Genomic DNA, 24,538 nt, shown 5'->3' with positions numbered 1-24,538 from the left:
TTCCTTGCTATTGGAAAGCCATTCTAGTAACATGAAAGTACATGAATATAGATTATTCCACAAGGGGAGCCTGTGAGGCTGAGAGTGAATGTTCGAATTCTGACCCTTCGAACCTGTTAGTTAATTCTAGCGTAGGAATGTGGCGGATAAATGCGATTGTGTAAAGCAATGTGTGCCATTTTTTGACGCACATTGCTTTTTTGCATTTTTTTAGCCCGCTTTCTCGAGAGACTTCGGTACTCCTCCAAAAAGAAAGGGGAAAAAGATGAGAAACAACCGGTTATTGTATTTGGTAGAGGTGGCTATTTTTGCAGCATTGGCATTTGTATTTGATTTTCTGGGGAATATTATGTCGCTTAGTTTATGGGCACAAGGGGGCAGTATTTCTATTGCGATGGTGCCAATCTTTCTTATGGCAATCCGCTGGGGTGTAAAAGGCGGTGTTGTGACAGGGCTGCTATTAGGCTTACTGCAAATCGTATCAGGAACAGCTTATATATTGACGCCTGTACAAGGGTTTCTTGACTATATCGTCGCCTTTTCGGCGGTTGGTCTGGCAGGCATCCTGTTCAGTCAGATTCAAACAGACAATGGAAAGAATCGAAAGAGGAATATGATGTTTGTTGTTGGGGGTATTCTCCTTGGAAGCTCTTTGCGGTTTCTTGCTCACTTTATTGCGGGAGTCGTATTCTTTGGGTCTGGCGCGGCAGATGGTCAGTCTGTTATCGTGTTTTCTTTGCTTTATAATTTATCCTATTTGCTGCCGAGCGTGATTGTTTCTGGAGGAGTCATTCTTCTACTTTCATCTTCGGCTCCGCAATTAGTCTTAAAGAAGCCGGCCCATTAATGTATGATAGAATAGAAAAAAGCCGCCCCACTTGTAGTTGGGCGGCTTTTTGTTAGTCGATATATGTTGTCAATGTTTCAATAGGCAGGCGTGTTGTATTGAATGCCGGTGCTGCAGCTTTACCAATAGCAATCAGGGTGATTGGGAAATGATTGTCAGGCAAGTCAAAGCGCTTAGCAAAAGCAGCTTTGTCGAAACCGCCCATTGTGATAGTATCGTAGCCGCGTTCCTTGGCAAGCAGCATGAATTGCATGGCAATGGAGCCAGCATCATAGGCTGCAATTTGCATTAATGCTTCCTTCGGCATGGATGGGTATGCGTTCAATGTTTGTTTAATCGTACGATCAGCAATGCTTTGGTCCATATAACCCTTCTCAACATTAAGGCTGTATATTTTTTCGACGTTCTTATATGCTTCAATATCACCTATAACAGCAACGATAGCAGAGGAGTCTTCAATCTGTGCCTGATTGAAGCCAAGTGCTCTTATTTCTTTTTGAAGCTCTTTATTGTGGATGACGATAAAGCGCCATGGCTGCAAATTGCTAGAAGATGGAGCCTCGGATGCCAGACTTAATAGTTCCAGAATTTCCTCTTTATCCATCTTGAATTCCGAATTATAGCTTCGGACAGATTTACGCTGTTTGATTAGTTCTTCTAAATGTGACATAGATACTCTCCTTGTAAACTTACTTAAAGTTAGTTTCTTAATAATGATAACTTACCAAAAGTAAGTTAATGTGTCAACGTAAAGTATTCATGTTATGATAATAAGAGCACAAGGTTGGAGGCGAATGATATGCCAGGAGCACTAGATAAAGGCCAGAAGTGCCATATATGCAGTGATTTTCATCAAACAATTGAATTCATCGGACGGAAATGGATGGGAATCATTATCTACTCTTTGCTGGATGGCCCGAAACGATATCATGAACTCACTGGAATGATTGAAGGAATTTCCGACAGAGTTCTGACAGAAAGATTGAATGAATTAGTAAAAGAAGAATTAGTGAAGAAAAGCTATTTGGATGGTTCCTTGAAGAAGGTTCAGTATGAATTGACCCCGAGCGGCGAAGCATTGAAAGATGTGATTGTATCAATTCGTAAATGGGTTGAATATAAAAACCAACTGGAGAAGAAATGAGGAAGTAATGTCGGAGAATCACCCCTTAAAAGGGAGGCTCTCCGGCTTTTTCTATGCAGGTGAAAAAGGATGGATATTGCATCATCAATGATCTTCCTGCTCATTATCTGGGGCGATCATATTCGATGTAATTGCTGGTAACCTCATCTTTGGGTATGCGGGCATATGTCTAATAAAGCATGCCAAAAAGTCCTTAAAAGGCAAGTTTGCTATAAAGCCTCTTGCAAGATAACTTCGTCAGGCAATATACGACATGAAAGAGACAGGTGAAAATCATAAAAAAAATCAGCATGGAAGACGATAAATCTACTGACAGCCTTGTCAGTAGGTTTTTTTTTCGGATTCAAGGGAATAAAAAAATTAGTAAATATATACAAATTAATATCAAATTTCCATTTATTTCTATTATAATAGTCTTAGTGGTTCAGTTATTGTAAAATATTCCATAAACATAGTTTGGTACCATAACATTAAAAGAGAAGAGGGATGGCATGACGAAGGATGAGATAATTCGTTTAATATCAGAACGCATGAGATTAATCCGTGTTGAGGTTGATTATACACAAGATAAGATGGCAGAGATTATTGGAATTTCAAAAAAGACCCTTGTGCAGATAGAGAAGGAAAGGAACGAAGCAAGCTGGACAACCGTCGTTGCTGTTGTATCGCTTTTCCGTGAAACCTTGACTGTACAGACGCTATTTGGCGGGGATCCGCTTGAAGTCATAGAAACTGTGTCGAGAGAACAGATAGATTACCGAAAAGAAAAGATGCTTGGAGGGAAAATGTGGTGGAATGATATCATCTCTGAAAAGGGATATACACTCCAGCAAAACATGATCAGTCAGCATTATCGAATTTTGGATGATGACCGTTATCGTATTTTCAGTTCATTGGATGAGGATGTATCCCAGCAGAAGTTTAAGGAGCTGGTCAATCGAGTAGGATAAGCATCAACACCTAAGTGGTTTTCTTTACCGACAAATGGAATCCCAGTTATCTTTAGCTGAGGATTTTTTGTCGTTTAAGGGACCATGCTTATGAAAAGAAACCTGCCAGGCATGTAGGCTGGCAGGTTTCTACGATTATTTCGCCACCAAGACAGGGCAGTTGGCATTTTTGATGATTTTTTCCGACACGCTGCCAAGGAAGAAGCTCCTTAACTTAGAACTGCTGCTATTTCCGACAATGATAAGGTTCGCACTTTCTTTCTCAGCATATTGCAAGATGGCATCATCTGTCGAACCTTCCAAAACGACGAAATGAGAATTGATTATGGAATCATTGACGATACCTCTGACATAACCTTCAATCTCCTCTAGGCGCGAATCTGCTTCATAAGGGCTGTTGATATCTTGGTCAGGCATGTCTATTGGCTGACCTTGTGTATGGTCTACATATAAAGGGGCTGCACCAGAGAGGGGGGCAGCGCCGACAGCGCCTACTGGATAGTTCTGCGAATCTTCGGTTTTATTATAGACATAGATGATAGATAATAATGATTTATCCTTGTCCTTGCATAAGCTCATACCCATAGATAATGCTTTCCTGCTTGAATCGGAGCCATCAAATGCAACGAGAACATGATTAAACATGGCGATCATTCCCTTCTATTGATTCCTATACTTAGTCCTTTATCCTTTATCCTAAATGTTCATTTCAAAAACATTTTTTAAGAGACATTTTTTGACGAAATAGCCCTTCCAGATTCGTGTAAAAATAAAAAATACGTGTTTTTTGAATTAATATGACAAAAGGCCAATGGAATAGCAGAACGGTATGGTTTATAATGGAAAGAAAGAGGTGATGGGGATGTCAACTAATAATAGGATGCCATCGGAAGTGCACCCGATTATTCGGAAATGTTTAACCCATCTAGACATACTCGGAGCGGATGATAAGCTTAAGCAGATTGTTTACATGTACATGGAATCCCTTCATCAGGATGTGGATTCGACTGAACAATGCCCGAATGAGCAGGCGGAATAAATAGAGAATAACGGACATAATAATAGAAGCTCACTGAAACAACTGGATACCAGTTGTTTTTATTTTTGTGTATAAATTGTAGAATTGGGGTAGAAAGATAGAAAATTTACACCCTAACTGCAAGGAGGAAGTATGTCTCAAATAAAAAAAATACTGCATAAGCTTGGAAACATCATCGACCATTCCAAGTTATTTCATATTCTCCTGCTGGGTATATCCTCACTCACATTAATTGGTTTACTGTATCTGACGTATATCCTGCATGAGGAAGTCGATTTGTCCAAACTGGATACAGAACTGATGAAACCAACGATTATTTATGATGAAGCAAACGAAGAGGCGAGTAAGATCACCGCCAATAAAATGGAGGGTGTTGCGATAGAGGAAATACCGGAACATGTCATTAATGCAGTTCTTTCGATAGAGGATCATCGTTTCTATGAGCATAGTGGAATTGATGTGAAAGGCATTATCAGAGCTGCATTCGAAAATCTCACCGCCGGAGGCGTTGTTCAAGGCGGAAGCACCATTACGCAGCAGCTAGCCAAAAACACCATTCTCACACCGGAGAAGACATATGAAAGAAAAATCAAGGAAGTCGTTATTGCCAGTCAAATAGAGCATCAATACACGAAAGACGAGATTCTTGAAATGTATTTGAACCAAATCTATTTTGGACACGGTGCATGGGGAATTCAAAATGCCAGCCGAGTCTATTTCGGCAAAAATGTCGAGGATATGACGGTCGCAGAAGCAGCTATGCTGGCTGGATTGATTCATTCACCATCTGCCCTTGACCCATATAAGAATTTTGATTCAGCCAAGAAGAGACAGCAGGTTGTCCTTGTGCAAATGAAGACGTTTGGAAAGATTGATAAGACAGGCTATGAAGAAGCACTTAATGATGATATTCAGTTGAAAGAGCTGAGCGATCCGCTCAAAGGGAAATATCCATATTATGTGGACCAGGTTATTTATGAAGCCGTCCATAAATATGGACTTGAGCAGGACGACATCCTGACGGGCGGATATAAGATATACACTGAGCTAGACCCGAATATGCAGGAGACGGTAGAAAAGGTTTATGAAGAGGAGAACCTTTTCACAAAGGGCTCCAATCCAGATGAAGAGCCAGAAAGTGCAGCCGTTCTTGTGGATCCGAATGATGGAGGGGTTAGAGCCTTGGTTGGCGGCCGCTCTGATCATATCTTTCTCGGCTATAATCGGGCGACTCAGTTGAAAGCACAGCCAGGGTCAACCATGAAGCCGCTTGCTGTATATACGCCTGCCCTAGAGGAGGGCTATGGAATAAAGGATATACTCCCTGATGAGAAGACCGAATTCGCCGGCGGTTATTCCCCAAAAAACAGTAATAATCAATATGAGGGGAAGGTTCCTATGTTTGAGGCTGTCTATAAGTCGAAGAATGTACCGGCTGTATGGCTTCTGAACGAAATAGGAATTCAAAACGGGATGGATGCTGTTGAACGATTTGGCATCAATCTAGGGGATGGAAACCGCGAGCTTGGACTTGCGCTTGGAGGAGGCGGAGTTGCCGTATCACCGCTTGATATGGCTCAAGCCTACTCGGCTCTAGCTAATGGCGGTATTATGCATGAGGCTCACCTGATTAAGAAGATTGTTAATAAAAGCGGAGAAACGGTTGCTTCGTTTGAAGATAAGGAAACAAAGGTGACGACTGAAAAAGTCGCTAAGAATATGACGACTATGCTCAAGGGAGTAGTCGATCATGAAGAAGGGACCGGCCGGTACGCCAAGGTCGATGGTTGGGATATAGCAGGTAAAACAGGCTCCACCCAAGTAGTAGGAGCGGCTGCTGAAAATGCGATTAAGGACCAATGGTTTGTTGGCTACTCCCCTAATCTGGTGGGAGCTGTTTGGTCAGGCTATGACAAAACAACCTCAGAACAATATTTAGTTCGTGACAGCACAAAGGGTTCGACTGTCATCTTCCAAAAAATCATGAGCGCTGCATTGCCAAATGTCGAGAATGAAAAATTTGGCGTTCCATCTGTTTATGAGCTCGAAGAAGAGGTTGAGAAGAAGTCCTTAAGGGAGCTGTGGGAAGAGCAAAAGAAAAAAATCAATGACAGCTTTACGGAATGGATTGAGAGATGGAGAGGTCATTGATAGGGAAAGAAAAATAAGAGGCATTTTAAAATGCCTCTTTTCTCTATCTTCAGGCTGGTTTCGCCTATCCATTATCTTTTGTGAAGAAGAAAAAGAGGTAGCTCGTTCAATATTGACGAATATATGTTGATAGATAGGAGGGAACTGAAATGAATCCAATGCGTATTCTGCATATAAAGGAGTTAGAAGAAAGTCATCTAAAACCAGAAATTCGCCGCTCTAAAGAAGAAATGGACTGGATTCTGGCCGAGGAATATAGAGAAATTGGCAGTTCGGGGAGAATATTCGATAAAGAAGATTGCTTGAGCAGGGAGCTTTCTCAGGATGATTTGTCCCTTGAGCAATTTGAATACCGGCAGCTGGCTCCTGATGTTGTCTTAACGACTTACCTCCTTAGGAATAAGACAACAAACCGTCATACGTTAAGAAGCTCCCTTTGGAAGCGGATAGAGGCGAGGTTGCAGCTATATTTCCATCAAGGAACCGTTACTGGGGAATGAAGCATAACAGCAAATTAGCACAAGAAAACGGATGGATGGAATGACCCAACCGTTTTCTTGTGCTAATTAGATTGATTAAATAAAGGATGCCTTTGAAAACTCTATATAATTCGTTTTCCCTGATATACATACTTCTTTAATTCGGTTAATGGCTGATTGAACGTCTGGTCCATCAACATGAATGCTTACCTTAGAGCCTTTTCGTAAAGTCAGGAAGAATGCAGTTAATGCAGGGATATTAGTCATATTAATAACTTGTCGTCCGCGGACAATTTTGATGGAGCCGCTGTAGGATTTTGCATAATCTGCGATGCACATCAATTGTTTTAATGTAATGGGATCATTAATTGGAAGTATAGAAGAAACGCTTTCTATCTGTTTCATTTCTTTCACCTTTCCTTTTTCTTTTATTTTTGTGTTTAATCATATGTACCCGATAAAAACGAGGTAAAAACTGGTTCGTGTGGAATGAAATAGTTTTGTAATAAAACTATAAAGTTGTAAAAATACTCTTTTTCATTTGAATATTGCCAAATTAGCTAAGGCTCTTCTATAATATTATTTGTATTTTTTGAATTTTAAGCGCTATCATTTGACCATTTGCTTCCAGAGAGAGTATGTTTTTACTAGAAAGATTTTTAAGGGTGATAGGAGGATTTTAACGTGGAATATCGGATTGAGAAAGACACCATGGGGGAAGTGAAAGTCCCGGCAAGTAGTTTCTGGGGTGCACAAACAGAAAGAAGCCGCAATAATTTCAAAATTGGTGAGGAAATCATGCCCCTTGAGATTGTTCGTTCCTTCGCACAATTAAAGAAGGCGGCTGCTCACACAAATTATGAGCTCGGCAATCTTTCGGAGAACAAGAAGAATGCCATCTCCAAAGTATGTGATGACATTATTGCTGGTCAATTAGACGAGCATTTCCCATTAAAGGTTTGGCAGACTGGAAGCGGTACGCAAAGTAATATGAATGTAAATGAAGTGGTCGCCTTCAAAGGCAATGAATGGCTCCGCTCTCAGGATATTGAGGAAGTCTTGCATCCGAATGATGACGTCAATATGTCACAAAGCTCCAATGACACCTATCCAACGGCCTTGCATGTTGCTGCCTATTCCATCATTCAAGAGAGAGTGCTTCCTGAGGTAGCTGAATTCAAGAAAGTCCTTCTAGAAAAGGAAGAGGAATTCAAAGACATTGTGAAGATTGGCAGAACGCATCTTCAAGATGCGACACCATTAACACTTGGCCAGGAAATAAGCGGCTGGAGATATATGATTGAACGTTCTGAGCAAATGATTGAGGAAAGTGCCATTAAGCTTCTTTCTTTAGCAATCGGCGGTACGGCAGTAGGAACAGGTATCAATGCTCATGTTGATTTTGGAGAAAGAACAGCTGCTTATCTTGCTGAGCAAACAGGCTATGGGTTCACCTCTTCACCAAATAAATTCCATGCTTTGACAAGCCACGATGAAATCGTATATGCCCATGGTGCTATCAAGGCACTTGCAATGGATGCCATGAAAATTGCGAATGATATTCGCTGGCTGGCGAGCGGTCCGCGAAGCGGCATCGGGGAAATCACGATCCCGGCAAATGAACCAGGAAGCTCTATCATGCCTGGTAAGGTCAATCCAACCCAAAGTGAGGCATTGACAATGGTTGCTGTACAAGTATTCGGCAACGATGCGGCAATTGGATTTGCAGCGAGCCAAGGGAATTTTGAGCTGAATGTATTCAAACCTGTAATTGCCTATAACTTCCTTCAATCCTCCAGATTAATGGCTGATTCACTGGAATCCTTCCGTGTGAACTGTTTGGTTGGTCTTGAAGCGAATGTAGAAAGCATTGCAAAGAACGTTGAATCTTCACTTATGCTTGTGACAGCCTTGAATCCGCATATCGGTTATGAAAAGTCAGCTGCTATTGCCAAGCTTGCCTTTAAGGATAATAGCACATTGAAGGAAGCAGCTTTAAAACTTGAGTATTTAACTGAAGAAGAGTTCGACCAATGGGTTAATCCAAGCGATATGGTCAAACAAAAAGGTTAAGAGGCATACATAGCCTCTTTAAGAAACATTCAGAACCCCCTTCCGAATCATTCGGAAGGGGGTTTTTAGCCATAAATATTCAGTTGGTTAATTATTTTTGACCGCTGATTTGCTGTTCACCCATGCGGACAAGGCGTTTTGTGATTTCTCCGCCTACAGAACCATTTGCGCGGGAAGTTGTTTCTGCTCCCAGGTTCACTCCAAATTCGCTGGAGATTTCATATTTCATTTGGTCAATTGCTTGAGCTGCTCCTGGAGTAAGCAATTGATTAGAGGAATTGCCTGAACTATTTTGTGCCATGATAAATATCCTCCTTAAAAATAATATGGTTTGGTTGGGTCAGCCGGAATTGAACCGGCTTGATAACAGAGGATAACGTGTGTCACCCCTGTTTGCCCCTTATATGGCTTGACCCAATGTTGAATGCTTGATTGTACTAACTAGTATAGATTCATCGAAGTGATTTCATACAAAACCGAAAGAGAGAAATAATGGGATATATGGAATTACGGAGAATAGAGGAGAGGATTAGATTTATAATGGGCATTCTATAAGGGAATCATCAACTTTCAAATAAAGGAGCGGGTAACAATGGAATGCCCTTTATGTAACGGATTATGTACGATGATGGAAGCTTGTGGGTCCTGCGGCGCCTTGCTTTCCGATATGGGAAGAGTCATGGATTATGATGATGATTACAGTGCCTATCTGGATATTGCCACTCAAAAGATGAATGACGGAGACGCACAGTCGACTGAAAATGACTTATGCTATCACCTTTTCTCCTGCAAGGAATGTGGATGGGATATGAGAGCGGCTATTGAGGAAATTTAGAAACATCAAAGAAACCCCCTATTCATGCTTGTGGTGCACGGATAGGGGGGGAGGGTTTCAAATCCAATAATAAGTCCATAGAAGAATAAAAAAGCTGGCCAAAAATATCTTGGTCAGCCTTCATATCCATTATGGGCGAATTCTTACTTCTGTTTCTTTATCAAAGAAATGAGCTTTATTCATATCCAAACCAAGCTGTAATGTATCCATTGGTTTAATATCAGAGCGGGAATCAATCCGTGCTACGATTGATTGGCCTTCAATAGAAGTATAAAGCATTGTTTCAGCTCCCATTAATTCTGCAACTTCAATTTGGCATTTAATGCTGGTTGCTGGAGAAGCGTCAATGAAAACAGGCTCATCATGAATATCTTCAGGACGGATGCCGAGAATAATGTCTTTATTGATATAGCCTTGTGCACGAAGATAGCTTAGTTTTCCTTCCGGAATGGCAATTCGAGAACTGCCAGTTACGAAGAAGCCGTCTTCTTTAATGGTTCCAGTAAGGAAGTTCATCGCTGGGGATCCGATAAATCCGCCGACGAAGACGTTCTCCGGGTTTTCGTATACTTCTTTTGGTGCGCCGACTTGTTGGATGAAGCCATCTTTCATGACGACAAGACGAGTGGCCATTGTCATTGCCTCTGTTTGGTCATGCGTTACATAGATGGTTGTTGTATCCAAACGTTGGTGCAATTTAGAGATCTCAGCACGCATTTGAACACGGAGTTTCGCATCAAGATTGGATAAAGGCTCGTCCATTAGGAAGACCTTTGCGTCACGAACAATTGCACGGCCAAGGGCAACACGCTGGCGCTGACCGCCTGATAGTGCTTTTGGTTTTCTGTTTAAATATTCTTCAAGTCCGAGAATGCGGGCAGCATCCTTTACACGACGGTCAATTTCAGCTTTATCGAATTTACGAAGCTTTAATCCGAACGCCATATTGTCATATACGGACATATGTGGATAGAGAGCGTAGTTTTGGAATACCATGGCGATATCACGGTCTTTAGGCGGTACATCGTTCACGCGTTTGTCGTCGATATAGAAATCGCCCTTAGAAATTTCCTCAAGTCCGGCAATCATACGAAGGGTGGTGGATTTACCGCAGCCGGATGGACCGACGAATACGATAAACTCCTTATCCTTGATATGTAAATCAAAATCAGTTACCGCTGTTACTTTATTATCATAAATCTTGTAAATATGCTCGAGTCTTAATTCTGCCATACTAATAGCCTCCTTGACCGTATGTATAATGATGTAACCCTTTTCAATACATATATTACTAGTCTGCTGGGCAAAAATATATGGTCATTGTGCACAAAGAAACGAAGAAGTTCATGGGCTGTTTGCTTACTCCTTATTCAAGCCTTCAAGGAGACGTATGGCTAAATAGGCACTTAAGCTATCTTCGAATTGTCTGACATCAAGACTCGTGATTTCATGAAATTTATCGAGCCGGTAATTTAAGCTGTTGCGGTGCAGGAAAAGCTTTTTTGCAGCAACTGTAGCGTTTGCATTTGATTCAATATAAACCTTGATGGTTTCTAGCAAATCTGTATCGGTATCAAGTGTCCCGAGCATATTCCGGGCAAGTGTCTGGCAAAGCCTTTGGTTCTGACCGGTTAGAATCAGATCGATAAAAGCTTGGGAAAAGCTGGTTACCCGCATTTTAGGATGTGTGAGAGACAGGACATTGAAGCAGGCTTCCTCCGATTGGAAACTCGCAAGCATTCTTCCATTAACCGGATAATAATTGCCGATGAATAGGCGCAGATGAGCATATAAATCGCTTTCAAGTGTGTCAATAATGGCACCAAAATCCTGGTTCGTCATTGTACTAGCCGTAGATTGTTCGATGACAACGCCGCTGTAACGGTCTTTCCAGCACAATACGGCATCAGGGAATAGGGCGTAGATAGCAGAGCTGAAATCAACTCGGCTCGTATCATTGCTGGCTAAATAGAAATGGATAAATCGATAAGAACCTGTACCAGCTTCCTCAATTCGACTCTGGTTACCCATGTATAATAGGTCATGCCAGATTTTTTGTGCGGCTGTCATGTTTAGCTGGTCGGCATTCAAGGTAAACGGTTCTAAGAACACATCAAGAATTCTTTTTTGATCGACGTTCATGGATTCCTTTGGGATACCAATATACCCATGCTGTTTATCCACGTACCAATGGCAGGATGAATCCTTTAAAGGGTAGGATGCCTGTATTAAGTCTGGGAATAGTTTTCGTAGGTCAGTGTACATATCGATTGGCCTCCATATCGGGGTAATACATGCTATTGGTTGTCATATACATGGTAAAGCATCAATTCATGAAGTCTTGATTCAAGCTCTTTGCGGGAGCTTTCAGCTGGCTGCCCATTTGTCCACTCTATGGAGCCATCTTTATGGTAGATCCCTGTATATCGTTTTCTTTCGTAATAAAACGAAAAAGACCATCCTGGTATTTTCTCTGTCTGATAGAGTGATTGGAAAGTAAAATGGTTGATCATGGAAGAACGCTCCTTATAAGTTTGATAGGTTGGAAAAACATAAATAATCAAGTAATTACCGATATAAGATGATGTCTTTATTTTCTTAAAAAGACATGTCCAGGGTTATCGAATGTCATCCGTTTCTTTATTGGCAGACGGAATCGGTGACGGCATAGTTTTATTATAAAACAATTTATTGCGATTAGGCGCTTATCACGGGTCACAAATAGTTGAAAAAGACCCCCGAATATATTGCAATTAACAGCTATTAGAGTCTAAACTATTCTTTATTAGCTTTAATAGAAGAAGGAGCAAAAAACATGAATTACTTTGTGACCATCACGACAGTGGTGATTGTTGGAGCAGTCATCGGCGGAATAACAAATGCTCTAGCGATTAAGATGCTGTTTCATCCATATGAACCCATCTATCTTTTTGGAAGACGCCTGCCTTTTACACCAGGCTTGATTCCTAAGAGGCGTGATGAGCTGGCCGTACAAATGGGGAAAATGGTTGTCCAGCACTTGATCACCCCTGAAAGTGTCAAACGGAAATTACTAACGTCTTCTGTAAAAGTAGAGGCAAAACGTATTGCTGAAAATATGCTCGATAGAACTGTCTTTTCGGAAATGAAGATAGAGGAAGCCTTCCGCAAATTAGGCATCGATGATCTGCCTGATATGCTTGTTCATCGAGTGGCAGATCGATCCTCCAATTGGGTGGAGGGATGGTACCAATCCAATCAAGAGAAGCCAATCATCTCTTTTTTGCCAGATACGTTTAGAGAAAAAGTAGAGGAAAAGCTGCCTGATGTTTCCCAGTACATTCTCGATAAAGGTATTGCCTTCTTTTCAAGCATTGAAGGGAAAGCCAGGCTGCAGAAAATGGCAGATGACTTTATGGGAGAACGAGGAAAGTTCGGCGGATTTATGCAAATGCTTTTAGGCAATGTTAATTTAGGAGAAAAGCTGCAGCCTGAAATTATCAAATTCCTTGCCAATCCTGGGACAAAGGAAACACTCACACAAATCCTTAGGAATGAATGGGATAAGTTAAAGACGATGAAGGTATCAGAGGCTGAACAATATTATTCCCTTGAGGAGCAGAAGAAGCTCATCCATCAAGGTATCTTCTATGCGTATCGCCAGCTTGATTTATCTGCCATGCCTTTATCTAAGGTGACAGGAGAGTGGAGTGAGACCATAAAGGGACGCATCCTCCCAGAATTAATTGAAACAGTATCAGAACGAATCATCAATCAAGTTCCAGTTATCATGGAGAAATTCAAGCTGGAAGAGATTGTCCGTGAGCAAGTGGCCTCATTCCCGGTGACGCGCTTAGAGGAGATGGTCTTATCCATCACAAGAAGCGAGTTGAAGATGATTACGTATCTTGGCGCATTGCTTGGCGGACTCATTGGAGCATTCCAGGGTGTCTTTATGATATTTATGAATTAATGAACAGAATTTTGATTGCCATAGGGTGTATTGGCACTCAGATAATGGTATAGTTATGAAGACTGAAAAAGCGTTTAGCAAACAGGAGGTTTCCCATGTCAGTAAATGTATATGATCTTGCTTACACAGTAGAGAAAGGCATTCGCGAAAGTGCAGAATATGCCGAGTTGAAGAAACAATACGAAGCGGTTATGGCAGATGAGAATGCCAGAACGATGTTCCATAATTTCCGTGATATTCAGGTTAAGCTTCAAGAGAAACAAATGACAGGACAAGAAATTACGGATGAAGAAGTGCTGCAGGCACAGAAAACTGTTGCCCTTGTACAACAGCATGATTTGATTTCTAAGTTAATGGATGCAGAGCAGCGCATGAGTGTCGTTCTTGGAGATGTAAATCGCATCATTACAAAACCGCTTGAAGATCTTTACGGTACTCAAGGCTGAGAACTAAACCGATTTGACCATTGGGTCGAATCGGTTTTTTTATTTCAGATGCTTTCTTGGTGTTCTATATTTCCTTTTTTAAGCATAGAGAATTATATGGGCATCATGAAAGGTGGCAAGAACATCATGGTATACAAACTGTTAATGATAAACATGGATGGTGCGCTCTTATCCTCGAAAGGGAAACTAAATCCGGTAACGAAGGAGTCCCTTGAATATGTCGCCAATAAAGGCGTAGAGGTGGCTCTTATTACATCGAATAATTATGATTATGCCTTTAGAACAGGAAAGGCACTTAAATGTAATCCCCATATCATTGCTCATCAAGGCGGTTTCATCCTGGAGGATTTACAGAGACCCATTTTTGTGAAGAGGATTCCGGAGGAGACGGCTGTTGATATCATCCGATTCTTGGAAAATATATCCAGTCATATCCGACTCATTCATGAGGATGTCACGATTGGCAATCGGGAGGACCTGCCAAGCTCACTCTTTGCCAGAATTAAATGGACTCCTGGAGATGCGGGTATATACGCCCAGCAGTTTGTGGATTCCCTCTATGATTACTTAATCAAGACACCGCTCTCCCCGTTGCAGATTGATGCGTATATTCAGGATGAGAAGGAGCGCAAGGATACTCGAGCGGGGCTGATGGCGATGTTTGATAATGTTGAAATACAGGAGAGTTTTCCCGGGAAATTAACACTCATCCCGAAATCTGTCGCCAAAAATACAGCTGTCAGATATTTATCGAAGAGCAGAAGCATTGCCTTGGATGAAATGGTGATCATCGGATGTGATGCCGATGAGGCCGAGCTTGTTCGGCATGCAGGTCTTGGGGTAGCGGTTGCCAATGCATCCGATACAGTGAAGCGGGGAGCCAAATGGCTTACCCGAAGCAATGATGAATTAGGTGTAGCCTATTTAATCAAGGAAGTATTTAGAAGGCAGCATCCAATTGGATTCTTGAGAAAAATGAATATAAAAGTCGATAAATAATGCGATGATTGCCCATAAAGCCAGACGGACATATCCGTCTGGCTCGTGTTGTTTGATAGGAGTCGTTATGTTATCGTCTAGAAATGGGAAATCTAACAAGCATAAACTCTCCATTGACAATTGACCAACAAAGGCAGGCTTAGTAAACTGAGAAGGATTGAATCATGAAAAAGGGGATTAGCATGCATATATATGTTAAAGGTATTGAAGATGAACGGTTAGTCCGGCCTTTATCTCTTATAGCAGATTTATTCTTTGAGGAATCTGTCTTATCAACGGACAAGGCGGAACAGGCAGACTTGATTATTGCCATCGAGAAGCAGTCAAGCTCATCTGCCAAGATTACACTTGCCGCTGTACTGGAAGCAAAGACTGGCGGCAAAGTCTACGAAGCATCCTATGAAACAGAACTGAACGAGCAGCTGGACGAAAAGGCGCTTTTTAAACAAATAAAGAATGCTTATTTATATGTTTTCTTGAAGGTGCTCGAGGAATATACGGGTATTGTGCAGAAATGGGGCTTGCTGACCGGAGTAAGACCAACGAAGCTGTGGCATCAATACCGAAAGCAAGGTGTGGAGCCGGCTGAAGCGAAAAAACGACTGAAGGAACAATACTCTATCTCAGAGGAAAAGCTTGATTTACTGGAGCAAATAGTGAATCATCAGCTCGAAGCCATTCCAGATTTATATGATTTGAGGAAAGAAATCAGCATTTATATCGGAATCCCATACTGCCCGACAAAATGTGCTTATTGTACCTTCCCGGCATATGCAATCAATGGAAGACAGGGAAATGTTGAATCCTTCCTTGGCGGGCTTCATCATGAAATGAGAGAGATGGGGCAATGGCTGAAGGATAAGAACGTGAAAATAACGACCATTTATTTCGGCGGCGGGACACCAACAAGTATCAGTGCACAAGAGATGGACATGCTCTATGAGGAACTGTATCAATCCTTCCCAGATGTGGAGAATGTCCGGGAAATTACGGTGGAAGCAGGCCGTCCTGATACAATCACAGAGGAAAAGATTGAAGTAATGAAGAAGTGGAATATTGATCGAATCAGCATCAATCCACAGTCGTACACACAGGAAACCTTAAAAGCTATCGGACGCCATCACACGGTCGAGGAGACGATTGATAAGTACTTGCTCGCAAAAGAATGCGGGATGGACAATATTAATATGGACCTCATTATCGGTCTGCCTGGAGAAGGAGTCCCAGAATTTAAGCATAGTCTTGATGAAACGGAGAAGTTAATGCCTGAATCATTGACTGTTCACACACTTTCTTTCAAAAGAGCATCCGAGATGACCAGGAATAGGACCCGCTATAAAGTGGCTGGACGAGATGAGGTGGAGAAAATGATGCAGGAGGCACAAAGCTGGACTGAATCGCATGGCTATCATCCATACTACCTCTATCGACAAAAGAACATCCTCGGCAATCTTGAAAATGTCGGCTATGCAAAAAAAGGGATGGATAGCCTTTACAATATTCTCATCATGGAGGAGCAGCAAACCATCCTTGGGCTTGGCTGCGGCGCAGCAAGTAAATTCGTTCATCCAACGACCGGGAAAATTACGCATTTTGCCAATCCTAAGGATCCGAAATCCTATAATGACGGCTATGAGCATTACACGAGAAAGAAAATTGATATTCTAGAGGAAACACTTTTCAGTCAGTAACTCATGAACCAGCCTCACTTGTTCAATTGGACAGGGGAGGCTGTTTTTTTATAGAAGCTTCTTAAATGCTGGCTTTATACAAGTGTGTGAAATCAAACAAATCTGACAGCTGTTTGAAAATTTCAGGAAAATTATACATTTTAGTATTAAAACGCTTATATAAACCTTTATAATGAATGTACATTCATTATTTGGAAGGAGTCGTTGCAAAGTGGAATCTGCCTCTGTCGTTAAGAGTGTAAACGTGCAAAAGGACGGATCTGTTGCCATCGTATCATTGAATCGCCCGGAGGTATTAAATGCTCTTAATAAAGAGATGGTGCAAGAATTAAATAAGGAGCTTAAAACGCTCAGCCTTGATGATGAAATCTCCATCATTATTCTAAAAGGAAATGGAGGAGCTTTTTGCTCAGGCGGTGACATTAAGTCCATGTTTAATTTAGGAACAGAGAAGGACTTCTATGCAATTATGGATAGTATTAATGAGCTTGCCATGTGCTTATACACAATGCCAAAGCTCACAATAGCGGCAGTCCATGGAGCGGCTGCAGGGCTCGGCCTAAGCCTCGCTCTTGCGACAGACTGTATCATTGCTGATAAGGACAGCAAGCTTGCAATGAATTTCATTGGTATTGGACTAATTCCGGATGGAGGAGGGCATTTCTTCCTCGAACGTCGCTTAGGTGAATTAAATACGATGAAATTAATATGGGATGGCGAAGTCTTGAAGGCACCGTGTGCGTGTGAGATGGGGCTTATTGACATTGTGGCAGAAGGCGGTTTGGATGCGGCTGTGAACGAAAAGGTAGCGGAGTGGAAGCAAAAGCCGATGCAGGCAATGATTCGTACGAAGAAGATTCTGGCTGAGACGAAACGTCCGCAATTACTGAAAATCCTGGAGCTTGAAAAAGGCTCACAGTTTGTCATGAGACAGACGGAGGATCACCAAGAAGGTATTAAGGCCTTTGTTGAGAAAAGAAAGCCCGTATTCAAGGGGAAATAATAACTGAAAAGACCTATCTGCAAGCATTGAACTCGCAGATAGGTCTTTTCATTAGCGGTGGAATAAAATTAGTTTTCCAACTGGGGATGTCAATCGATGAGTCATTTCTTCAAAGCCTTTTTCTTCAAGAAGCTTTGAACCGATTTCTTTTGCGGCATCATCATTAGCAGCTTCAATCGATTCATCCATAACCTTCTCTCCGTTTGGCTCAAACACAGTCAGTTTATAAATACTCATAAGTCCCCTCCTAGTAAATAACAGATTCTCCAATAATATTCTCCCATAAATAGATAAAAAATGTAAAGTTTTGAACATTTTGATAGCAAAATCCAGTACACTTAAAGAATATATATTAGGTCTAATGTAAATATAAGACCGGAAGAATGATAGGAGGGGGCAGATCATTGACACTAAAGATTCAGGAAATTACTAAGCAGTTCGGCCGTTTTACGGCTGTGAAACAACTATCTCTTGAGATAGAAAAGGGAAGTATTTTTGGCATGCTTGGGGCAAATGGAGCGGGAAAGACAACGACTTTCAGGATGATTCTCGGCCTCATTGAACCGACTGCAGGAGAAATCACCTGGGATGGAAAACCTATTGGCTACACGAACAGTGCGCAAGTCGGTTACTTACCTGAAGAGAGGGGACTTTACCCAAAATTAAAAACTGGCGAGCAGCTCGTTTACCTGGCAAGATTGCGAGGCATGGACAAAGCGGATGCCGAGAAAGAAGCGAAGGCATGGCTTGAACGCTTCAATGTACCGGAATATTGGGATAAGAAGGTCGGGGACCTATCAAAAGGTAATCAGCAGAAAATCCAGTTTATTGCATCAGTCATCCATAAACCTGAGTTGTTGATTCTTGATGAACCATTCAGCGGCCTTGATCCTGTTAATGTGGAGCTGCTGAAGAATGCTGTTCATGATTTACGGAAAGAAGGAACAACGATTGTCTTCTCAAGCCACCGGATGGAGCATGTTGAGGAGCTGTGTGAGAATCTTTGTATCCTGCAGCATGGCGAGGCCATCGTGAAAGGGAAGCTGAAGGAGATTAAGCGCTCATTCGGCAAGAAGAATATTGTCATTCATGCTGATTATGACTTGAGCTTTTTGAAAGAGTATCCAGGTGTCGTAAAGATGAAGGAAGTAACTGAAGGTGTCCATTTGCAAATCTCTAAAGAAGAGGATGCAAGGCTGATTTTAGAGGATACGGTTAAACACGGATTCATTCGTAAATTTGAGCTTGAAGAGCCTTCCTTGCAGGATATCTTCATCGAAAAGGTAGGTGCACGATATGAGTAAGTTCTGGATTGTTGCCATGCATACGTACATACAGAAAGTAAAAAGCAAATCCTTCATTATCTCTACGGCGGTTATTTTGCTGTTTATGGCGGCCTTTGCCAATCTCGACCGTATCATCGGGTTATTCGGGGATGAGGAGGAGAAAATTGGTGTCGTTGCGCTATCAGGGGATTACTTTGCTGCCCTCCAGGAGCAATTAAAGGCAAGCGGCAGTGAATTGGCCCTTGAGGAATTTGATTCTGAGTCAAATGCAAAAAAGGCAGAGGAAGAGGGGGATATCAGCGGCTACGTGCTTCTTGAAGACCAAGCCGGATTGCCTGCAGGAATCTATAAAGCGGCATCTATTGCTGATTCTACAGAAAGCACAGAGCTTCAAAATGCCCTTCAGCAAGTGCAAACAGTCATTATGACCGAGAAGGCTAATATAACGGATGAACAATTAGCGGCCATTTATACGCCGGTTTCATTTGAAGTGGAAGCATTGAATGAGGATGCAAAGTCTGAGGCTGAATTAAGTCAGGCAAGAGGGCTTGTTTATATTATGATATTTGCCATTTACTTTAGTGTCCTTGTCTATGCCGGCATGATTGCCAATGAGGTAGCCATTGAGAAATCGTCAAGAGTTATGGAAATTCTAATCTCCAGTGTTTCGCCAATCAAGCAAATGTTTGCTAAGATAACAGGGATTGCCCTATTGACCTTAACCCAGCTTATTATCTTTGTCGTCGTTGGTTATTTGGCTCTGATGAATAATTCAGGGGTTGGGGATGTCTTTGAATTATTCAATTTCAACAATATAGAGACCAAAACGGTCATTTATGCCGTCGTATTCACCTTGCTAGGCTATTTGCTGTATGCGACGATGGCAGCCTGCTTAGGGTCTTTGGTCAGTAAGCTTGAGGACTTGCAGCAAATGCTTCTGCCGATGACCATGCTCGTTATATTTGGATTCCTCATTGCGATGAACGGGCTGTCTAATCCTGAGGCAAACTTTATTACAATCACATCCTATATCCCATTCTTTACGCCGATGATCATGTTCCTTCGTATCGGGATGCTCGATATTGCCCCGCTAGAGATTGCCATTGGCATCATTCTTATGCTTGTGACAATCGGGCTCTTAGCCTATGTTGGAGCCAAAGTCTATAAGGGCGGCGTCTTAATGTACAGTAATTCAACTTCATTGAAGGATATTAGGAAAGCCATTAATTTGACTAAGAATCAATGAATCTATACAGTGTGCCAGGCATACTGTATATGGACTTTAGGCAAACTCCTGATGGGGGATGCCTGAAGTCTTTTTCATGTCTGTAAAATGTTTCTTACTTTCGTATAATAGAAAAAGGCAGTCCTCCCTCTAGGTTAATGCTACTTCTATTCAACTCAACTACCTAATTTGTTTCATTGTTTCTGGAAGGAAACAATCTGTCTATTAAATACCAAACAATGGTGAATACTGTGGAAAAACCAATCATATTTAACAAGGTTGCGTGTTCGCCTTTTATCAATAGCATAAAGCAGACCATTTGTAGAATTAATGACAAAATAAATAAACGCAGATACGGCATTTGACCATTCTCCTCTCTATGAAAGCATAAAGCTATGTATGTCTATTAATTCCCTGCATCACTTTCATTCTCCTTCTTTTCCCTTCTTCTTATTGACTACTGTGCTGACCCAAGGTGTGCCTCTGGCCACCAAGTCCTATTTTTTGTTCAGAAATTTACCAAAAAAATATCATATATATTTTTTTCGTAAACTTGTACACTTTTATTTTCCCTATTCGTTATATAAATGAAAGGAGGGCCAATGAAGACTGAGACGATAGAAGACTTATACCGGAGGAAGTTTCAAATCATCTTCAAGTATTTAATAAGCATTGGCTGTTCGAAGGAAAATGCCGAAGATATTGTACAAAATACGTTCTACAAGGCTATTGAAAATATGGTTCATCTGGAAGTGAGAAACATATCTGCCTGGCTGTTCAAAGTTTCTGTAAATCAATTCTATGATTTATGTAGGCGAAAGCAGCGCTTTCCAAAAGTCCATATTAATGACCAAGCATTTATCGATTTTTTTATTCAGGAAGAGACAAGCGAGGATTTATTATTGGTTAAAGAATTTCAAGGGGATATCCGTCATCTATTAGATGAACTAAAACCAAGTCATAAAAACTTACTGCTTCTCAAATATGACCTGGGACTATCCTATGAAGAAATATCGGCCATGCTTGATATGAAGGTGGAAACGATTCGAACAACCTTGTACAGAGCTAGGAAAGAATTCAAACAGAAGTGGAGGGAACAAAATGAACGAAGACCGTGAAATCGACCGCTTATTTGATCCAGACTTTGATGAGAAGGATTTAATAAAATCAGCAAAAAGAAAAAGTTACTTCCGCATGACGGGTGTTAGCTTTCTCGTTTCGATATGTGTATTAACTTTATTGATACTATTAAAGATTCAATTGACGCCCTATTATATGGGACAAAAAATGACGGCTAAAGAATTATATTATGAAATTTACGGCGCCAATATTTATACAGGTGCCTGGACAGAGCGCTATAAATTAGTCGGCAGCTCGGCTATTGCTCCAAAATACAAACTCTTAAACGGTAAACCAGTTCATCTTGGTGAAGTATCCTATGACACTCCTGATATAGAAGTGACAGTTGGAGCTTCAGAGCTGACTCAATTCTCATATACAGGAGATCGAGTAATGAACTTCTTCCATCCTTCTTTACAGTACCGATCCTATAAAAATGATTTGAGTAAATTAGATAGAGTGAATGACGGCAAATTAATTGAAATGGCCCTATCCTTCAATAAGGCTTACACCTATAAAGAGGTTGTTGCCATGCTGCCTGCAGATGTAACACTGCAATGGAACTGGGTAAATGCTTATTCCGCAGAGGAGCTTGAAGGGTTAAAAGATATAAGCAATGCCCCTTCTAAGGACCCTGCAATCCTAAAAGAATATGAAGTAGCCGGCTTTCCTTCTATTTCAAAAGGCGGGGAAGCAATCCAAGATCCGACAAATACCTTTATCGAAACACTCGACTTGGCCATAGAAAAAGGCGGTTCTTACAAGGAAGATTTTGAACATCTATACAATACGATGAAGGAAGACGATGCATCACTTACAGAAAAACAAATTGGAATCATTGGTGTGGTCGTTGTAGGTAATAAACAACAATTACAATCGCTGATCGACAAAAATTATATTAAGGCGTCTAGTTTTGGTGCCATTATTGATCAATATTAATCCCCTACAAGAAAGGATGTCATAGTTATGAAAAAAGCAGTATATTGGATGATTTGGACGCTGGTTCTTGTCGCTATTAACATTGGAGCATTTCCTATAGCACTCTTTTCGCTATTTGGAACAGCTGAAGGAACGAGCATTTTTTCAATTGATTATTTAATTGCCTTTTCTATTATTCTATTAGCGAATATCATTTCCGTTCAATTATTCATTGCTATACGAAAACAGGATCAAAATGGATTTTTGATTGGTTTAGTTCTTGCTATCATGGAAGTAGGCTCATTTGTACTCCTCATTAATAGCACTGCGGACTTTATGGTTTGTCTTGCTTTAGCAGCCGTTAGTATGATAGGAGGAGTCATTCTGCTCATTCGGTCTTTTGTCCGTTAAATATAAAGGAGCTATTAGAAGGCGCTTGTCCTTTTAGAATAGCTCCTTTTCCTTGTTGATAATATCGCCCCACAACAATACACCTATAGATACGGTTAGAGCTTCAGCTTTAAACCTTCATGCGTTGCTTTAAAGCCTAATCGTTCATAAAATCTTAGCGCGTCTGGTCGTTGTTTATCCGTTGTCAGCTGTACTAAGCGGCAACCGCGTTTTCTTGCACGCTGGATTGCCCATTTTATAAGCTCCGCACCAACGCCCTTGCCTCTTACAGAAGCCGCTGTTCTTACTCCTTCAATAGTCGCTCTCCATCCGCCCTGATGGGTTAGATAAGGAGTAAAGGGGATTTGCTGTACCCTAATGACTTGATCATTGCCATCATCGGCTACTACTAATTCGTTATTAGGGTCATTGACGATTGCCTGAAAAGCGTTTATGTAACTACTAGGAAGCGGGTGCTCATAACGCTCGCGCTTTCTCCCCAAAATGTCGTCAGCAAGCATGGCGATGATTGTATCTAAGTCACTTTCTACAGCAAGCCTTACCTTTATTTCAGTCTCCAGTCAAATCACCCCATAATAGATATTCTTTATGGCTGCTCCATAAGCAGAAAAGAAAAAGTCTGTTTCCCATTCGCTGATGCCTAAATTAAAATACTTGGCGCAATTCAATCTGTCCTTCTCCAAATCCTTGAGGGTCCGGCATACGCATTGCCCAATCGATGGCCTCCTGTCTCGACTTCACGTCAATTAGGATGAACCCTGCAATCAGCTCCTGCGTTTCTGTAAAGGGGCCTTCAGTGACCACGGGCTCTTCTCCGGGACGCGGAAATGAGATACGGATTCCTTTTGAACTTGGATGAAGTCCTTTAGACATAACCCGCACGCCTGCCTTAACTAATTCCTCATTATACTTTGTCATAGCCTCCATAAGCTCAGGACTAGGAAGGTTACCGGCCTCCGAATTCTTCGATGCTTTTACAATCAACATAAAGAGCATGAAATTCCCTCCTTCTCATTTAGAGGCAAGCTGCCTCTTTCCTAATAAGAGTTCAACAGCGGAGGAGATGAATCCTCTATGAATTTCTGCTTTATTAGTTAATGAAATAATCAAAGGCAATCCAATAAAAGAGGAGGGCACATATGAACCAAAGGATTGAGCCCTTCCGCTGTTTTGGTTTGATGATAAATTGTTCGATTGAGCTTAGCAGAAAGTTCGTGCCAAGGAGAAAGTGTATAATTGCCATAGAACTCAGAGAATCATTATTCCAAGTTAAAAACAATGTTAATACTATGCCGATACATATGGTTAATTGTGCATACATGAGCGGTTTAACTGTGCGATTAGTCTTTTCAAAAAAGATGCCGATTGTTTTATTGAGAAAAGAGTTCATCGGTCTTTCCCTAAAGTCCTTTTGCAGTTCATTTTTTTGCTGCTGTTCTCCATCACACAACTCTTCGGCTATTTGCTTTATACGCTCCATTGAGACTCCCTTTCTTTGTTCAATGGCTAATGGATGGTTAGTTGGTTCGAGTTCAATATACGGTTTTATCCCAATTGAGCGGGTATGAACCATCGTTTTTAAATGAATCGTTTCTGGATAGCAGGGAATAGAAGTAGATAGCCAGCCAAACATCGGTTCAAGAACTTCTTCTCTTCCTTCGGTATCCCAATAATCAATTAATCTATAGAAATTAGCTTCGCTTAATGAGACCCAGACATCCCATATGAATTGTTTGTCACTACCAATGACAGGAATTTCAATGCATCCCCGAACGAAAAAATGTTCATTGTCAATCACACACACATCTTGATTGATTTCCACTCGACTTTTCTGATGTTCAACGGATAGTTCATCATAATAATCTGGAGCAGGGCTTCCGTAACTCATTGGGAGTTCATTATGATATTTCTTGCAGCAACTGCAAAAGTATCCTTCAATTTGTTGATTCATGATTTATCCTCCAAAAAAA

At 41.2% G+C, this 24,538-nt stretch carries 28 protein-coding genes, 1 pseudogene and 1 riboswitch; of the genes and pseudogenes, 18 read left to right on the top strand and 11 right to left on the bottom strand.

Features of this window, described 5'->3' with window-relative positions; translation table 11 throughout:
• The first annotated feature begins 52 nt into the window (after positions 1 to 52).
• Positions 53 to 155, top strand: a riboswitch (TPP riboswitch).
• Between the two features lie 110 nt (positions 156 to 265).
• On the top strand, positions 266 to 847 hold the full coding sequence (gene thiT / locus AC622_RS15735) for an energy-coupled thiamine transporter ThiT (RefSeq protein WP_049671935.1): 582 nt from the start codon (positions 266 to 268) through the stop codon (positions 845 to 847).
• A gap of 52 nt (positions 848 to 899) precedes the next feature.
• Here thiT and AC622_RS15730 read toward each other — a convergent pair whose 3' ends face one another.
• The gene (locus AC622_RS15730) at positions 900 to 1,517 is read right to left on the bottom strand and encodes a nitroreductase family protein (protein ID WP_049671934.1); all 618 of its coding nucleotides are present in this window, start codon (positions 1,515 to 1,517) and stop codon (positions 900 to 902) included.
• A gap of 129 nt (positions 1,518 to 1,646) precedes the next feature.
• On the opposite strand from AC622_RS15730, the gene AC622_RS15725 reads away from it, so the two are divergent.
• Positions 1,647 to 1,991 carry a winged helix-turn-helix transcriptional regulator gene (locus tag AC622_RS15725; protein WP_049671933.1) on the top strand — a complete coding sequence of 115 codons (345 nt, stop codon included), beginning with the start codon at positions 1,647 to 1,649 and terminating at the stop codon, positions 1,989 to 1,991.
• A 491-nt stretch (positions 1,992 to 2,482) separates the two neighbouring features.
• On the top strand, positions 2,483 to 2,941 hold the full coding sequence (locus AC622_RS15720) for a helix-turn-helix domain-containing protein (protein ID WP_049671932.1): 459 nt from the start codon (positions 2,483 to 2,485) through the stop codon (positions 2,939 to 2,941).
• 135 nt (positions 2,942 to 3,076) lie between these two features.
• Here the strand turns inward: AC622_RS15720 and AC622_RS15715 are convergent, their stop codons facing one another.
• Entirely contained in the window at positions 3,077 to 3,586 is a 510-nt protein-coding gene (locus AC622_RS15715; protein ID WP_049671931.1) for a universal stress protein, read from the bottom strand.
• A gap of 217 nt (positions 3,587 to 3,803) precedes the next feature.
• On the opposite strand from AC622_RS15715, the gene AC622_RS21080 reads away from it, so the two are divergent.
• The 3 genes from AC622_RS21080 (at position 3,804) to AC622_RS15705 (ending at position 6,631) form a co-directional block, all read left to right on the top strand.
• Positions 3,804 to 3,980 (top strand): hypothetical protein, encoded by a 177-nt coding sequence (locus AC622_RS21080; RefSeq protein WP_156185647.1) that lies wholly within the window; start codon positions 3,804 to 3,806, stop codon positions 3,978 to 3,980.
• A 132-nt stretch (positions 3,981 to 4,112) separates the two neighbouring features.
• Entirely contained in the window at positions 4,113 to 6,131 is a 2,019-nt protein-coding gene (locus AC622_RS15710) for a transglycosylase domain-containing protein (RefSeq protein ID WP_082197173.1), read from the top strand.
• A gap of 149 nt (positions 6,132 to 6,280) precedes the next feature.
• The gene (locus AC622_RS15705) at positions 6,281 to 6,631 is read left to right on the top strand and encodes a nuclear transport factor 2 family protein (protein WP_049671930.1); all 351 of its coding nucleotides are present in this window, start codon (positions 6,281 to 6,283) and stop codon (positions 6,629 to 6,631) included.
• Between the two features lie 75 nt (positions 6,632 to 6,706).
• Here the strand turns inward: AC622_RS15705 and AC622_RS15700 are convergent, their stop codons facing one another.
• On the bottom strand, positions 6,707 to 7,015 hold the full coding sequence (locus AC622_RS15700; RefSeq protein ID WP_049671929.1) for an HPr family phosphocarrier protein: 309 nt from the start codon (positions 7,013 to 7,015) through the stop codon (positions 6,707 to 6,709).
• 279 nt (positions 7,016 to 7,294) lie between these two features.
• Between AC622_RS15700 and fumC the strand changes: the two genes are divergently transcribed.
• Positions 7,295 to 8,683, top strand: coding sequence for a class II fumarate hydratase (gene fumC / locus AC622_RS15695; RefSeq protein WP_049671928.1), 1,389 nt, complete (start codon positions 7,295 to 7,297; stop codon positions 8,681 to 8,683).
• Between the two features lie 91 nt (positions 8,684 to 8,774).
• Here the strand turns inward: fumC and AC622_RS15690 are convergent, their stop codons facing one another.
• Positions 8,775 to 8,984 carry an alpha/beta-type small acid-soluble spore protein gene (locus AC622_RS15690; RefSeq protein ID WP_049671927.1) on the bottom strand — a complete coding sequence of 70 codons (210 nt, stop codon included), beginning with the start codon at positions 8,982 to 8,984 and terminating at the stop codon, positions 8,775 to 8,777.
• Positions 8,985 to 9,275: 291 nt separating this feature from the next.
• Here AC622_RS15690 and AC622_RS15685 point away from each other — a divergent pair, with 291 nt between their 5' ends.
• Complete coding sequence (locus tag AC622_RS15685; protein WP_049671926.1) at positions 9,276 to 9,518, top strand: hypothetical protein; 243 nt, start codon at positions 9,276 to 9,278, stop codon at positions 9,516 to 9,518.
• 129 nt (positions 9,519 to 9,647) lie between these two features.
• Here AC622_RS15685 and AC622_RS15680 read toward each other — a convergent pair whose 3' ends face one another.
• The 3 genes from AC622_RS15680 to AC622_RS15670 form a co-directional block, all read right to left on the bottom strand.
• Positions 9,648 to 10,751, bottom strand: a complete 1,104-nt coding sequence (locus tag AC622_RS15680) for an ABC transporter ATP-binding protein (protein ID WP_049671925.1) — start codon at positions 10,749 to 10,751, stop codon at positions 9,648 to 9,650.
• A 126-nt stretch (positions 10,752 to 10,877) separates the two neighbouring features.
• Positions 10,878 to 11,783: a PucR family transcriptional regulator gene (locus AC622_RS15675; protein ID WP_049671924.1), complete on the bottom strand. Its 906-nt coding sequence runs from the start codon at positions 11,781 to 11,783 to the stop codon at positions 10,878 to 10,880.
• A 32-nt stretch (positions 11,784 to 11,815) separates the two neighbouring features.
• Positions 11,816 to 12,031, bottom strand: coding sequence for a YheE family protein (locus AC622_RS15670; protein WP_049671923.1), 216 nt, complete (start codon positions 12,029 to 12,031; stop codon positions 11,816 to 11,818).
• 302 nt (positions 12,032 to 12,333) lie between these two features.
• Between AC622_RS15670 and AC622_RS15665 the strand changes: the two genes are divergently transcribed.
• The 5 genes from AC622_RS15665 (at position 12,334) to AC622_RS15645 (ending at position 17,609) form a co-directional block, all read left to right on the top strand.
• On the top strand, positions 12,334 to 13,470 hold the full coding sequence (locus AC622_RS15665; RefSeq protein ID WP_049671922.1) for a DUF445 domain-containing protein: 1,137 nt from the start codon (positions 12,334 to 12,336) through the stop codon (positions 13,468 to 13,470).
• A gap of 95 nt (positions 13,471 to 13,565) precedes the next feature.
• A complete protein-coding gene (locus AC622_RS15660; protein ID WP_049671921.1) occupies positions 13,566 to 13,916 on the top strand; it encodes a YlbF family regulator in 351 nt (116 codons plus the stop codon).
• 126 nt (positions 13,917 to 14,042) lie between these two features.
• Complete coding sequence (locus AC622_RS15655) at positions 14,043 to 14,915, top strand: HAD hydrolase family protein (RefSeq protein WP_197089944.1); 873 nt, start codon at positions 14,043 to 14,045, stop codon at positions 14,913 to 14,915.
• 182 nt (positions 14,916 to 15,097) lie between these two features.
• The gene (locus AC622_RS15650; RefSeq protein WP_049673010.1) at positions 15,098 to 16,606 is read left to right on the top strand and encodes a coproporphyrinogen III oxidase; all 1,509 of its coding nucleotides are present in this window, start codon (positions 15,098 to 15,100) and stop codon (positions 16,604 to 16,606) included.
• Between the two features lie 211 nt (positions 16,607 to 16,817).
• A complete protein-coding gene (locus AC622_RS15645) occupies positions 16,818 to 17,609 on the top strand; it encodes an enoyl-CoA hydratase (protein WP_049671919.1) in 792 nt (263 codons plus the stop codon).
• Between the two features lie 51 nt (positions 17,610 to 17,660).
• On the opposite strand, the gene AC622_RS15640 is transcribed toward AC622_RS15645, so the two are convergent.
• The gene (locus tag AC622_RS15640; RefSeq protein WP_049671918.1) at positions 17,661 to 17,846 is read right to left on the bottom strand and encodes a YhzD family protein; all 186 of its coding nucleotides are present in this window, start codon (positions 17,844 to 17,846) and stop codon (positions 17,661 to 17,663) included.
• A 167-nt stretch (positions 17,847 to 18,013) separates the two neighbouring features.
• Here AC622_RS15640 and AC622_RS15635 point away from each other — a divergent pair, with 167 nt between their 5' ends.
• The 5 genes from AC622_RS15635 to AC622_RS15615 all read left to right on the top strand — a co-directional run bounded on the left by AC622_RS15635 (position 18,014) and on the right by AC622_RS15615 (position 22,568).
• Positions 18,014 to 18,913 carry an ABC transporter ATP-binding protein gene (locus AC622_RS15635; protein ID WP_049671917.1) on the top strand — a complete coding sequence of 300 codons (900 nt, stop codon included), beginning with the start codon at positions 18,014 to 18,016 and terminating at the stop codon, positions 18,911 to 18,913.
• The gene (locus tag AC622_RS15630; protein ID WP_049671916.1) at positions 18,906 to 20,141 is read left to right on the top strand and encodes an ABC transporter permease; all 1,236 of its coding nucleotides are present in this window, start codon (positions 18,906 to 18,908) and stop codon (positions 20,139 to 20,141) included. Before AC622_RS15635 ends, AC622_RS15630 begins: the two co-directional genes overlap by 8 nt.
• A 581-nt stretch (positions 20,142 to 20,722) precedes the next feature.
• Positions 20,723 to 21,238, top strand: coding sequence for an RNA polymerase sigma factor (locus tag AC622_RS15625; RefSeq protein ID WP_049671915.1), 516 nt, complete (start codon positions 20,723 to 20,725; stop codon positions 21,236 to 21,238).
• Positions 21,222 to 22,178, top strand: coding sequence for an anti sigma factor C-terminal domain-containing protein (locus AC622_RS15620; RefSeq protein ID WP_049671914.1), 957 nt, complete (start codon positions 21,222 to 21,224; stop codon positions 22,176 to 22,178). The genes AC622_RS15625 and AC622_RS15620 overlap by 17 nt, the downstream gene beginning before the upstream one ends.
• Before the next feature lie 27 nt (positions 22,179 to 22,205).
• Positions 22,206 to 22,568 carry a hypothetical protein gene (locus tag AC622_RS15615; RefSeq protein ID WP_049671913.1) on the top strand — a complete coding sequence of 121 codons (363 nt, stop codon included), beginning with the start codon at positions 22,206 to 22,208 and terminating at the stop codon, positions 22,566 to 22,568.
• Positions 22,569 to 22,663: 95 nt separating this feature from the next.
• On the opposite strand, the gene AC622_RS15610 is transcribed toward AC622_RS15615, so the two are convergent.
• From AC622_RS15610 to AC622_RS21610, 3 genes and pseudogenes are all read right to left on the bottom strand, one after another.
• A complete protein-coding gene (locus tag AC622_RS15610) occupies positions 22,664 to 23,068 on the bottom strand; it encodes a GNAT family N-acetyltransferase (protein ID WP_156185646.1) in 405 nt (134 codons plus the stop codon).
• A gap of 145 nt (positions 23,069 to 23,213) precedes the next feature.
• Positions 23,214 to 23,564, bottom strand: a complete 351-nt coding sequence (locus AC622_RS15605) for a YciI family protein (RefSeq protein WP_049671911.1) — start codon at positions 23,562 to 23,564, stop codon at positions 23,214 to 23,216.
• 421 nt (positions 23,565 to 23,985) lie between these two features.
• Positions 23,986 to 24,519 (bottom strand): annotated as a pseudogene (locus tag AC622_RS21610) (DUF2199 domain-containing protein); the annotation flags it as partial.
• Positions 24,520 to 24,538 lie beyond the last annotated feature (19 nt).

This window comes from Bacillus sp. FJAT-27916 (assembly GCF_001183965.1).
Classification (GTDB): Bacteria; Bacillota; Bacilli; order Bacillales; family Pradoshiaceae; genus Pradoshia.
Note: the sequence above shows the minus strand (reverse complement) of the source record. Positions and strands in the feature narration are given on the sequence as shown.

What these genes read in the sequence shown, in the direction of transcription:
- thiT (WP_049671935.1), top strand. Translation starts at nt 266, where the DNA reads ATGAGAAACAACCGGTTATTGTATTTGGTAGAGGTGGCTATTTTTGCA.
- AC622_RS15730 (WP_049671934.1), bottom strand. Translation starts at nt 1,517, where the DNA reads ATGTCACATTTAGAAGAACTAATCAAACAGCGTAAATCTGTCCGAAGC.
- AC622_RS15725 (WP_049671933.1), top strand. Translation starts at nt 1,647, where the DNA reads ATGCCAGGAGCACTAGATAAAGGCCAGAAGTGCCATATATGCAGTGAT.
- AC622_RS15720 (WP_049671932.1), top strand. Translation starts at nt 2,483, where the DNA reads ATGACGAAGGATGAGATAATTCGTTTAATATCAGAACGCATGAGATTA.
- AC622_RS15715 (WP_049671931.1), bottom strand. Translation starts at nt 3,586, where the DNA reads ATGTTTAATCATGTTCTCGTTGCATTTGATGGCTCCGATTCAAGCAGG.
- AC622_RS21080 (WP_156185647.1), top strand. Translation starts at nt 3,804, where the DNA reads ATGTCAACTAATAATAGGATGCCATCGGAAGTGCACCCGATTATTCGG.
- AC622_RS15710 (WP_082197173.1), top strand. Translation starts at nt 4,113, where the DNA reads ATGTCTCAAATAAAAAAAATACTGCATAAGCTTGGAAACATCATCGAC.
- AC622_RS15705 (WP_049671930.1), top strand. Translation starts at nt 6,281, where the DNA reads ATGAATCCAATGCGTATTCTGCATATAAAGGAGTTAGAAGAAAGTCAT.
- AC622_RS15700 (WP_049671929.1), bottom strand. Translation starts at nt 7,015, where the DNA reads ATGAAACAGATAGAAAGCGTTTCTTCTATACTTCCAATTAATGATCCC.
- AC622_RS15690 (WP_049671927.1), bottom strand. Translation starts at nt 8,984, where the DNA reads ATGGCACAAAATAGTTCAGGCAATTCCTCTAATCAATTGCTTACTCCA.
- AC622_RS15685 (WP_049671926.1), top strand. Translation starts at nt 9,276, where the DNA reads ATGGAATGCCCTTTATGTAACGGATTATGTACGATGATGGAAGCTTGT.
- AC622_RS15680 (WP_049671925.1), bottom strand. Translation starts at nt 10,751, where the DNA reads ATGGCAGAATTAAGACTCGAGCATATTTACAAGATTTATGATAATAAA.
- AC622_RS15675 (WP_049671924.1), bottom strand. Translation starts at nt 11,783, where the DNA reads ATGTACACTGACCTACGAAAACTATTCCCAGACTTAATACAGGCATCC.
- AC622_RS15670 (WP_049671923.1), bottom strand. Translation starts at nt 12,031, where the DNA reads ATGATCAACCATTTTACTTTCCAATCACTCTATCAGACAGAGAAAATA.
- AC622_RS15665 (WP_049671922.1), top strand. Translation starts at nt 12,334, where the DNA reads ATGAATTACTTTGTGACCATCACGACAGTGGTGATTGTTGGAGCAGTC.
- AC622_RS15660 (WP_049671921.1), top strand. Translation starts at nt 13,566, where the DNA reads ATGTCAGTAAATGTATATGATCTTGCTTACACAGTAGAGAAAGGCATT.
- AC622_RS15655 (WP_197089944.1), top strand. Translation starts at nt 14,043, where the DNA reads ATGGTATACAAACTGTTAATGATAAACATGGATGGTGCGCTCTTATCC.
- AC622_RS15650 (WP_049673010.1), top strand. Translation starts at nt 15,098, where the DNA reads ATGCATATATATGTTAAAGGTATTGAAGATGAACGGTTAGTCCGGCCT.
- AC622_RS15640 (WP_049671918.1), bottom strand. Translation starts at nt 17,846, where the DNA reads ATGAGTATTTATAAACTGACTGTGTTTGAGCCAAACGGAGAGAAGGTT.
- AC622_RS15630 (WP_049671916.1), top strand. Translation starts at nt 18,906, where the DNA reads ATGAGTAAGTTCTGGATTGTTGCCATGCATACGTACATACAGAAAGTA.
- AC622_RS15625 (WP_049671915.1), top strand. Translation starts at nt 20,723, where the DNA reads ATGAAGACTGAGACGATAGAAGACTTATACCGGAGGAAGTTTCAAATC.
- AC622_RS15620 (WP_049671914.1), top strand. Translation starts at nt 21,222, where the DNA reads ATGAACGAAGACCGTGAAATCGACCGCTTATTTGATCCAGACTTTGAT.
- AC622_RS15615 (WP_049671913.1), top strand. Translation starts at nt 22,206, where the DNA reads ATGAAAAAAGCAGTATATTGGATGATTTGGACGCTGGTTCTTGTCGCT.
- AC622_RS15610 (WP_156185646.1), bottom strand. Translation starts at nt 23,068, where the DNA reads ATGCTTGCTGACGACATTTTGGGGAGAAAGCGCGAGCGTTATGAGCAC.
- AC622_RS15605 (WP_049671911.1), bottom strand. Translation starts at nt 23,564, where the DNA reads ATGCTCTTTATGTTGATTGTAAAAGCATCGAAGAATTCGGAGGCCGGT.